This is a genomic window from Bacillus sp. 7884-1, from assembly GCF_002272245.1.
GTDB lineage: Bacteria > Bacillota > Bacilli > Bacillales > Cytobacillaceae > Neobacillus.
The window spans coordinates 1-10,649 of the sequence record NZ_NPDD01000064.1 but is presented as its reverse complement, the minus strand read 5'-3'; the positions used below and the strand labels follow the sequence as shown (position 1 = coordinate 10,649).

Genomic DNA, 10,649 nt, shown 5'->3' with positions numbered 1-10,649 from the left:
TAAGGTGCGCGAAGTGCCTGGAGCGCAAATCAACACGGTCAAATAAAAAGAATTGCCCCTGCTATGGGGCTATTCTCGTATTATTTTACAATGAAAGGGCTGGATATATGGACCTTCAAACAGCGGAATTGAAAGTCAATGAACTAAGAAGCCTATTAAATCAATATGGCTATGAATACTATGTAGTGGATAAACCTACTGTGCCTGATGCAGAGTATGATCGTTTAATGCAGGAATTGCTAGAGATTGAGGCAAGCTTTCCGGAATTAAAAACATCAGACTCACCATCTGTTCGGGTTGGCGGTAAGGTACTAGATTTATTTGAAAAAGTAGAGCACCGCTCACCTATGCTAAGCTTAGGCAATGCTTTCAACGAGCAGGATTTAAAAGATTTTGACCGCCGTATTCGCCAGGCAGTGGGTGACGATTTCACTTATGTTTGTGAATTAAAGATTGATGGTCTTGCTGTTTCCTTGCGTTATGAAAATGGCTTGTTTATCCAAGGAGCAACAAGAGGAGACGGCACCATTGGCGAGGATATTACGGCTAACTTAAAGACCATCAAATCGATTCCTCTCCGTCTGCGGGAAAATGCAACATTAGAAGTCCGCGGTGAAGCTTATATGCCGAAAAGCTCCTTTGAAGCGCTAAACAAAGCAAAAGCAGAACGTGGTGAAGAATTAGCAGCAAACCCACGTAATGCAGCAGCAGGTTCTTTACGCCAGCTTGATCCGAAAATAGCTGCCACCCGTAACCTTGATGTCTTTTTATATGGAATTGGCGGTGGTGGTGAAATGGTCGCGGCATCCCATAGTGAAGGACTTGACTACTTAGATCAACTTGGCTTCAAAACAAATAAAGAGCGACGAAAGTGTCCATCAATTAACGAGGTTATTGAATATGTAAAAAGCTGGGTTGATAAACGCCCTAATTTGCCATATGAAATTGATGGAATTGTTATTAAGGTAGATTCCTATGAACACCAGAGCAAGCTTGGAACAACAGCGAAAAGTCCGCGTTGGGCGATTGCTTATAAATTCCCTGCTGAAGAAGTCGTTACAACTCTTTTTGATATTGAATTAAGCGTTGGCCGGACAGGTGTTGTCACTCCAACTGCCATTTTAAAGCCGGTTAAGGTAGCTGGTACAACGGTTCAGCGTGCATCCTTGCATAATGAAGACTTAATTCGAGAAAAAGATATAAAGATTGGCGATCAGGTGGTTGTTAAAAAAGCTGGAGATATTATTCCTGAAGTGGTTAATGTCCTTGCTTACCAACGAACTGGTGATGAACGTGATTTCCAAATGCCAACGCATTGTCCAGAATGCGAAAGTGAGCTTGTCCGTTTTGAAGGTGAGGTTGCTTTACGTTGTATTAATCCAAAGTGTCCGGCGCAGATTCGTGAAGGGCTTATCCATTTTGTATCACGGGATGCGATGAACATTGACGGTCTAGGTGAAAAGGTAATCAGCCAGCTTTTTGCCGAAAAATTAATCTCGGATGTTGCGGATATTTATAAACTAACCTATGATCAGCTGATAGCCTTAGAAAGAATGGGAGAAAAATCAGTTACGAATCTGTTAAAAGCGATTGAAGCATCTAAAGTGAATTCATTAGAAAAGCTTTTATTTGGACTAGGTATTCGCCATGTTGGTGCGAAAGCTGCAAAAACACTTGCCCAAAGCTTTGATACGATGGACAAACTAGCTGTTGCAACAAAGGAAGACTTGATTGGAATTAATGAAATTGGAGATAAAATGGCAGATTCGATCGTTGCCTTTTTTGAACAAGAAGAAGCGGAAGCTCTGCTAAAGGAATTAACAGAGGCCGGGGTAAACATGGAATACAAAGGAGCAAAACCAGTTTCAGCACAAGAATCAGATAGTATTTTTGCAGGAAAAACGGTCGTTCTGACAGGTAAATTGGAACAGCTCTCTAGAAATGAAGCCAAAGAGAAGATTGAAGCTCTTGGAGGGAATGTTTCAGGGAGTGTCAGCAAGAAAACGCACCTTGTTATCGCTGGTGAAGATGCTGGTTCAAAGCTTACGAAGGCCGAGGAGCTAGGAATTGAAGTTTGGGACGAGGAGAAGCTCTTGGTAGAATTAAATAAATAAGAGGTGTATCGATGTGAGAAAACTCTCATTGCCCGCTCTTTCCCTTGTCATTCTGCTCAGTGGATGTGCACCAAACTTTCAAAAGCAGGAGAATGTTGTGCAAACAAAGGAAGAGGCGGAAGAGAAAGCAATTATTCCGAAATATAATATTTCCGACAATTATTATCGGACGATTTTACCGTTCGAGCCTGGGGAAGCACGCGGATTAATAGTTGGAAATATTAATACTAGATATGACATTAATGAATTTGAAACAGGTTTGATGAGGATTGCGCAGCATCAATTTGACCCTAAAACCTATTTATTCCGTGAAGGACAGGAATTAAAGCGGAACACTGTTAGATTATGGTTGAATCGTAAATTTACGGCGGCACAATTAAGTGAAGAAGGTTTAAAGGAGGATCAAAATATTGGCTTAAACCCGCTTATGGAAGACGGCGCAGATTTTCAGGAAGGAAATAGTAATAGTCCTATCTACTTAGCCCACATCTTAGAACATGATTACCTCATCAAAGGAGAAGATGATACTGTCAAATTGGGCGGTGTCGTTATTGGACTGGCACTAAATTCCGTCCATTATTTTCGTACTGCAGTAGGTGAACCTTACTTTGAGAGGGAGATTGACTTTGCCGAAATGGAACGGGAAGGGAAAAAGATAGCCGAAGAAGTCCTTAAACGTCTCCGGGCAACGAAAAATCTGAAGGATGTTCCGATTACCATTGCTCTATTTGAACAGCAAAGCCGATCATCTGTAGTCCCTGGCACCTTTTTCACCTATGCCAATGTTGATAAGGGAAGCTCAACTATTAATGCTTGGGAGCCTGTTTCTGAAAAGTATTTCTTATTTCCATCAACCGAAGCTCAAGAGGCACATCGCGATGATGTAACAGCTTTTTTAAACTTTAAGCAGGATGTTGAGGAATATTTTCCAAACTTTAACGGCGTCATTGGCCGGGCCTTCTATATTGGAGATCAATTTACTGATTTAGATATTACGATTCCGATTCAGTTCTATGGAAAATCAGAGGCCATCGGGTTTACTCAATATGTAACCGGTCTTGTCCTCGAGCATTTTCCAAATTATATATCCGTTTCGGTCAGTGTAACAAGTGTTGACGGTCCAGAAGCACTAATCGTCCGAAAGGCAAACGAAGCCGAACCATTTGTCCATATTTACTAACCTGACTTCATGGTCAGGTCTTTTTTTACCAAAATATGCCCTCTATGGCTACCCATTGATAGCTATAAAAGAAACATGTTAGAATGTACAAGGATGTAATGTTTTTACTACATAGGAGGTTTTAGACATGGTACAACCTTATAAGCATGAACCATTCACAGATTTTACAAATGAAGAAAACCGTCAAGAATATTTAAACGGTTTAAAGACAGTTGAGAGTTACTTAGGCAAAGATTACCCACTTGTAATCGGCGGCGAAAGAATAACGACTGAAGATAAAATCGTATCTTATAATCCATCTAATCACAAAGAAGTAATTGGCAGCGTATCCAAGGCCAGCAGGGATCATGCGGAACAAGCAATGCAGGCAGCTGTTGAAGCATTCAAAACATGGAAAAAGGTGAAAGCTGAAGTACGTGCGGATGTATTATTCAAAGCTGCGACCATAATTCGCCGCCGTAAGCATGAGTTCTCTGCCCTTTTAACAAAGGAAGCAGGTAAACCATGGAGAGAAGCGGATGCAGATACTGCGGAAGCGATTGACTTCCTTGAATATTACGGCCGCCAAATGCTGGCACTTAAAGATGGCGTTCCAGTAAATAGCCGTCCAAACGAATTTAACCGCTATAACTACATTCCACTAGGCGTTGGAATTATCATTTCACCTTGGAACTTCCCATTAGCGATTATGGCTGGTACAACAGTCGCAGCGATTGTTTCTGGAAATACGGTTCTACTAAAACCGGCTTCTACCACTCCGGTTGTTGCAGCGAAATTCGTTGAAGTGATGGAAGAAGCAGGTCTTCCTAAAGGCGTATTAAACTTTGTACCAGGAAGCGGTGCTGAAGTGGGGGACTACCTAGTAGACCATAAAGATACTCGTTTCATTAGCTTCACAGGTTCCCGTGATGTCGGACTTCGTATTTTCGAACGTTCTTCTAAAGTGAACCCTGGTCAAGTTTGGATGAAGCGTTTAATCGCTGAAATGGGCGGAAAGGATACCATCGTGGTTGACTCAGAAGCAGACCTTGAGCTTGCTGCACAATCAATCGTTGCAGGAGCATTTGGTTTCACTGGTCAAAAATGTTCAGCATGCTCTCGTGCCGTTATCGTTGAGGATGTTTATGATACTGTATTAAACCGTGTGGTTGAATTAACGAATGAATTAATAGTAGGTGACCCAACTGAGCAAAGAACATTTATGGGTCCTGTTAACGACAATAACGCTTTCAAGAAAATCATGGAATATGTAGAAATCGGCAAGCAAGAAGGTAAGCTAATGACTGGCGGCGAAGGAGACAATTCAAAAGGCTACTTCATTCAACCAACTGTCATTGCCGACCTTGCTCCAGATGCACGAATCATGCAGGAGGAAATCTTTGGCCCGGTGGTTGGTTTCACGAAAGCGAAGGATTTCACTGAAGCTATTGAAATTGCGAACAATACTGAGTATGGCTTAACAGGTGCCGTTATCACGACTAATCGTGAGCACCTAGAGCAGGCTCGTGAAGACTTCCATGTTGGTAACCTATATTTCAACCGTTCATGTACAGGTGCGATTGTTGGTTATCAGCCATTCGGCGGCTTCAACATGTCTGGAACTGACTCCAAAGCAGGCGGTCCTGACTACTTATTGCTTCATATGCAAGCTAAGACTACATCTGAAATGTATTAATATCCAATTTTTAAAGCCCAATTCATATGAGTTGGGCTTTTTAATTCATTGATTTATGGAAAATAATGTCTAATAGTCCATAACCCCTTGAAAATAGTCCAAAACTATAAAAAAAAGTCCATAACACACTGAAAATAGTCCAAAACCCCACAGAAAAAGTCCATAATCCCACAAAAAAAGTCCATAACTTTTTTCCCCCTTCAAATTTCGTATTGATATTTGACAATAATGTGAAATGATTCACAAACTAATGTTAAATTGTGAAGTATGTCACAATCAATCAGCTCCTCAGCATTTACAATGTTTTTATAGAGAAAAACATAATTAACGTAAATTCATAGATAAACCAATATAAAGGAGCGAATCACATGAAAAAACTAGTGATGATCGGAAACGGAATGGCGGGAGTTAGAACAATAGAGGAAATTCTTAAACTTTCACCAAATCAATTTGAAATTACTATTTTTGGACAAGAACCACACCCCAACTATAATCGCATAAAATTATCAAATATCCTTCAAGGGGATGCAAGCTTTGAAGATATTATTATTAATCCATTAGACTGGTATAAAGAAAATAATGTTCAGTTATTTACTGGTGAAGCAGTAACAAAGATTGATATAGAAGCAAAGAAGGTAATTTCCGACGAAGGTCGTGAAGTAGAGTATGATGAACTAATTATAGCAACAGGCTCCAATTCTTTTATCCTGTCAATTCCAGGTGCGGACAAATTAGGCGTGACTGGGTTTCGTGATATAAAAGATTGTGAAATGATGATCAATCAAGCGAGTCAATACAAAAAGGCAGTGGTAATCGGAGGCGGACTTCTTGGTCTTGAAGCGGCAAGAGGATTACTAAACCTTGGCATGAAGGTTGACGTGGTACACTTAATGCCGAGTTTAATGGAGCGTCAGCTAGATCCAATTGCATCATCCCTACTAAAAGCTGAGCTCGAATCACAGGGTATGAACTTTTTAATGGAAAAGGAAACGGTTGAAATCATCGGGGATGAGCGCGTTGCTGGACTTCGTTTTAAGGATGGGACTTTTGCGAGAGCGGATCTTGTTGTAATGGCAATCGGGATTAAGTCGAATACCGGTGTGGCAAAAGACAGCGGTATTTATGTGAATCGCGGTATTGTTGTCAATGACTATATGGAAACCAGTGCACCGAATGTCTATGCTGTTGGTGAATGTGCCGAGCATAGGGAAATTGTATACGGCTTGGTTGCACCATTATACGAGCAAGGTAAAATTTTGGCGGAAAGAATTTGTGGGAAAGAAGCAGTACCATATGAAGGTTCAGTAACAGGAACTCAGCTTAAAGTCGCTGGAGTGGACCTTTACTCAGCAGGTGAAATTTTTGAAGATGGTACTACTAAATCCATTATGGTCTACAACGAATACGAAGGTATCTATAAAAGGGTATTAGTCCGCAATAACAAAATTGTTGGGATTGTCCTCTATGGTGATACAAAAGATAGTACAAGATTGTTTCGAATGCTGACCAAAAAAGAGGATATTACTGGGGTATCCATTTTGGAATCACAATGTTCAGCCGAGAGCGCTAGCGGCGACATTGCCTCAATGCCAAATGATGAATTGGTATGCGGATGTAATGGTGTTACAAAAGGCGCGATCGTTGAGGCAATCAAAACGCAGGGTTTGACCACTCTTGATCAAGTAAGTCATTGTACCAATGCCGGCCGTTCTTGCGGACGCTGTAAGCCGATGGTGAATGATATTTTAGCTTATACACTTGGTGACCAAATCGATGCCGCTGCAGCGCAAAAAACAAGCATTTGCAGTTGTACAACCATCAGCCGAGAAGAATTGATCGCTGAAATTAAAGAAAAAGGCTTAACAAGTGTGAAAGAAGTCATGAACGTTCTAGAATGGAATAACGAAGAAGGATGTACGAAATGTCGTCCTGCTATTAACTACTATCTTGGCATGATTCACATGGATGAATACAAGGATGACCGTGACTCACGTCTAGTAAATGAGAAAATGCATGCGAATATACAGAAGGATGGAACATACTCAGTTGTACCTAGAATGTATGGTGGTGTGACAACGGCGGCTGATTTGAAAAAAATTGCTGAGGTTGCTGAAAAGTATGAGGTGCCATTAGTAAAATTAACCGGCGGACAGCGGATTGGCTTGTTCGGAGTGAAAAAGGAAGACCTGCCAAGCATGTGGGAAGAGCTTGATATGCCATCAGGTTATGCATATGGAAAAACACTTCGTACCGTTAAAACTTGCGTAGGTGCACAATTCTGCCGCTATGGTACACAGGATTCAATGGCACTTGGAATTGAACTCGAGAAGAAATTTGAACGTCTTGATACACCACATAAAGTAAAAATGGGTGTGTCTGCATGCCCAAGAAACTGTTCAGAGGCAGGAATTAAAGACATTGGCTTTGTTGGAATTGATGGAGGCTGGGAAATCTATGTTGCCGGAAATGGCGGTGTCGATCTCCGTGCTGGTGACCTATTAGCTACTGTCAAAACAGAAGCTGAGGTTATGGAAATGACTGGTGCCTACCTTCAATATTACCGAGAAACAGCCAATTACTTGGAGCGTACTTCAAAGTGGGTAGAACGAGTTGGCTTAGAGCATGTAAAAGAAGTTCTGGCAAACGAAGAAACGAGAAAAGCATTAAATGACCGCATGGATCAAACGTTGAAGAAGTACATTGAACCTTGGAATGAAGCAATCGAAAGTGAAAATATTAAAGATAAATATTATGCAGTTCACACTGTAAAGGCTGGAGAGTGATTATAAATGATTTTAACAAAAACTCGGACCCTAGTTGCTAATTATTCTGATCTCCCAGTAAGGGCTGGATATTCTGTAAAACTACATGATAATGAAGTAGCGTTATTTAAAGTTACAAATGGTAAGGTATTTGCGATTGAAAACCAAAGTCCGCATCCAAAAGGCGGTGTTTTAACCGAAGGTCTAGTAAGCGGTGAGTTTGTTTTCTGCCCAGTCTATGATTGGAAAATCTCGTTAGCTGACGGAAAGGTTCAAGCACCAGATGAAGGACAGGTAAAGACCTATCAGGTGGAAGTAGAAGGAGATAACGTTTATATTATAAAATAAGAGCTTTATACAAAGAGTTTGGAAGGATGGCTGCAGGATGAAAACAGGAAAAGTATTTCTAGTAGGAGCAGGGCCGGGAGATGTTCGCTTAATCACTGTAAAGGGAATGGAAGCAATCCAGCAGGCTGAAGTTATTTTATATGACCGGCTTGCCAATCCAAAGCTATTGGAGTTTGCTACTGATGAATGCGAGCTGATTTATTGCGGTAAATTGCCTGACCGCCATATTTTACGCCAAGAAAATATCAACGACCTTTTAGTTGAAAAAGCACTGGAAGGTAAAGTGGTGGTCCGATTAAAGGGCGGAGATCCTGGGGTATTTGGACGAGTTGGCGAAGAAGCCGCAGCCCTTGCCTGCTATCAAATTCCATTTGAAATTGTTCCTGGCATTTCATCGGGGATTGCAGCCCCCCTTTATGCAGGAATTCCTGTTACCCATCGTGAGTATGCAGAATCGTTTGCAGTCGTAACGGCGCATGATAAATCAGTCGATGGTAAGCCAATGCTAGATTGGGAAGGCCTTGTCCGCGGCGTTGATACGATTGCTTTTTACATGGGTGTTGGAAATCTGCCATATATCTGTGATAATCTTATCGCTCATGGCAAACCAGCGGCCACGCCAGTGATTTTAATTCAGTGGGGAACATTCGGACGCCAGAAGACCTTACAAGGAACTCTATCAGATATTTCAGCAAAGGTATTCGAGGCCAAGTTTAGCAATCCATCGATTATTCTTGTTGGAGATGTCATTTCCCTCCGAGAAAAAATCAGTTGGTTTGAAAAAATGCCCTTGTACGGCCATCAAATATTACTTGCCCGTACTGGTGAAAGTGTTAGTGGCATAGCGAAGGAATTGATGGAAAAGGGCGCAGACGTTATCGAGTTTCCTAAATGGAAAAAGACTAAATTGCCTGTTGAATTAGGTAATATTATGGACTACGATAAAATTTTGTTCTCCTCGCCTGAAAACGTCGGTGAATTTTTTAATGCAATTATTGAAAAAGGGATAGATATTCGAAAAGTTAGAGCTGAGTTCTATGGCTGCTCCAGTAAATCTATTAACGCATTAAGAGAGCGCGGTTTTATTGCTAGACTCATCGAAGGCATGCCACAGGAAGGAAGCTTGCTGGTTGTCGGGGAGAATAATAAATATGAGTTTGAAAATGTCGACTTCTTAGTCACGAGTAAAAAATCGCTAGACCGGCAGTTCCTGCCTATTTTTCAACGTATGCTAGAGGAAGCTGATGTAAATACGATGGTATTTCCAAGCGCGGCATCCGTTGAAGTATTTATCAAGAGCCTGAAGGAATGCGGTATTGATGTGTTTGACCTTTTAAAAGATGTACAAGTGGTTTGCATGGGCCAGCAGACAAAAGAGGAAGCTGAACGCGCGGGCTTAGTTTCAGATGGAATGCCTGAATCTCCAACAAGAAAAGCTTTGGTAGAATACTTAATCCAGTATAGGAAAGCCTGAGGAAAGGTAGGATGAATACTTGAATTCGAACTATCCGATTATGTTAAGGCTCGAGGGGAAAAAAGTAGTGGTCATAGGCGGCGGCAGGGTTGCAGAGCGGAAAGTAACCGGACTGCTTGGTACGGGCTCGCTTATCACCGTGATCAGCCCCCAAGCTACAGAGGAACTTAAAGGGCTTGCAGGTAGTGGATTGATAGAGTGGCTAGAAAGGTCCTTTTCAAAAGAAGACATTGAAGGTGCGTTTTTAATTTTTGCTGCAACGAATGACAATGTGTTAAATCAGTCAATTAAAATGGCAGCGAGCGAACAACAACTGGTGACCATTGCCGATGACCCGGAAGGATCGGGTTTTCATGTTCCCTCTCATATTCAGCGAGGACGATTGAGCATTGCTGTATCAACAGGCGGCGCTAGTCCAACACTGGCAAGAAAAATAAGGGAACAGCTTGAGTACCAATTCGATGAACCTTATGAAGAGTATCTAGAATTCCTATTTTCAGCCAGGAAGCGAATTTTAAAAGAAGTGAAAGATCCCTCTAGAAAAGGAAAAATATTAAATGCAATCGTTAGTGAGGAGTTCTTGAAAAGTCCAAATCGCGAAGCTGACTTGTCTCGATTACTGCAAGAATAAGCGAGTTCTTATTGAAATGAAAGACATAAGAAATGACGTGTGAATTCCTACACGTCATTTCTTTTTTTATAGTATTACAAATTTATATGGTCGTTGTTGTACTTTTCTAATTGTTCTTGTAGGTTTTCTATATAATCCATCATGGCGATCCTCACGATAGATGGATAATAACGGCTGTTAAGCTCTTGTTCACATTCCTCTAAATCCATCTTTTTAACAGCAATAATTTTGCTTAATTCATCCACGCTCATTGCTAGTCACCTCTACTATTAAAAACTTCATGCTTCCCCACTCTCCTAATCTATTTTTATAGTATTCAGCATAGACAACTTTTTCATAGTTTATACACGTCTTTTTATTGTATGGCTGTGTTAAACTTGCTGTTGATTTGCGCTCTAGGCGCTACGCTTTCCGCGGGCTCGCCCGTGAGCCTCCTCGGTCTTTCCGACCTGTGGGGTCTCACTC

At 41.3% G+C, this 10,649-nt stretch carries 8 protein-coding genes; 7 read left to right on the top strand and 1 reads right to left on the bottom strand.

Annotation, left to right across the window (positions count from 1 at the left end; genetic code table 11):
- Positions 1–107 precede the first annotated feature (107 nt).
- The 7 genes from ligA (at position 108) to CHI06_RS08730 (ending at position 10,184) form a co-directional block, all read left to right on the top strand.
- On the top strand, positions 108–2,114 hold the full coding sequence (gene ligA / locus CHI06_RS08760; protein WP_095248066.1) for an NAD-dependent DNA ligase LigA: 2,007 nt from the start codon (positions 108–110) through the stop codon (positions 2,112–2,114).
- Between the two features lie 13 nt (positions 2,115–2,127).
- Positions 2,128–3,294: a CamS family sex pheromone protein gene (locus CHI06_RS08755; protein ID WP_095248064.1), complete on the top strand. Its 1,167-nt coding sequence runs from the start codon at positions 2,128–2,130 to the stop codon at positions 3,292–3,294.
- A gap of 127 nt (positions 3,295–3,421) precedes the next feature.
- Positions 3,422–4,969, top strand: a complete 1,548-nt coding sequence (gene pruA, locus CHI06_RS08750; RefSeq protein ID WP_095248063.1) for an L-glutamate gamma-semialdehyde dehydrogenase — start codon at positions 3,422–3,424, stop codon at positions 4,967–4,969.
- Positions 4,970–5,337: 368 nt separating this feature from the next.
- Entirely contained in the window at positions 5,338–7,752 is a 2,415-nt protein-coding gene (gene nirB, locus CHI06_RS08745) for a nitrite reductase large subunit NirB (RefSeq protein WP_095248062.1), read from the top strand.
- 6 nt (positions 7,753–7,758) lie between these two features.
- Complete coding sequence (nirD, locus tag CHI06_RS08740; protein ID WP_095248060.1) at positions 7,759–8,079, top strand: nitrite reductase small subunit NirD; 321 nt, start codon at positions 7,759–7,761, stop codon at positions 8,077–8,079.
- A gap of 37 nt (positions 8,080–8,116) precedes the next feature.
- Complete coding sequence (cobA, locus tag CHI06_RS08735; protein WP_095248059.1) at positions 8,117–9,553, top strand: uroporphyrinogen-III C-methyltransferase; 1,437 nt, start codon at positions 8,117–8,119, stop codon at positions 9,551–9,553.
- A 19-nt stretch (positions 9,554–9,572) separates the two neighbouring features.
- The gene (locus CHI06_RS08730) at positions 9,573–10,184 is read left to right on the top strand and encodes an NAD(P)-binding protein (RefSeq protein ID WP_095248057.1); all 612 of its coding nucleotides are present in this window, start codon (positions 9,573–9,575) and stop codon (positions 10,182–10,184) included.
- A 74-nt stretch (positions 10,185–10,258) separates the two neighbouring features.
- Here the strand turns inward: CHI06_RS08730 and CHI06_RS29685 are convergent, their stop codons facing one another.
- Positions 10,259–10,435: a hypothetical protein gene (locus tag CHI06_RS29685; RefSeq protein WP_179292564.1), complete on the bottom strand. Its 177-nt coding sequence runs from the start codon at positions 10,433–10,435 to the stop codon at positions 10,259–10,261.
- Positions 10,436–10,649: the final 214 nt, after the last annotated feature.

Coding starts and splice junctions, on each gene's coding strand:
- ligA (WP_095248066.1), top strand. CDS start 108: ATGGACCTTCAAACAGCGGAATTGAAAGTCAATGAACTAAGAAGCCTA.
- pruA (WP_095248063.1), top strand. CDS start 3,422: ATGGTACAACCTTATAAGCATGAACCATTCACAGATTTTACAAATGAA.
- nirB (WP_095248062.1), top strand. CDS start 5,338: ATGAAAAAACTAGTGATGATCGGAAACGGAATGGCGGGAGTTAGAACA.
- nirD (WP_095248060.1), top strand. CDS start 7,759: ATGATTTTAACAAAAACTCGGACCCTAGTTGCTAATTATTCTGATCTC.
- cobA (WP_095248059.1), top strand. CDS start 8,117: ATGAAAACAGGAAAAGTATTTCTAGTAGGAGCAGGGCCGGGAGATGTT.
- CHI06_RS29685 (WP_179292564.1), bottom strand. CDS start 10,435: ATGAGCGTGGATGAATTAAGCAAAATTATTGCTGTTAAAAAGATGGAT.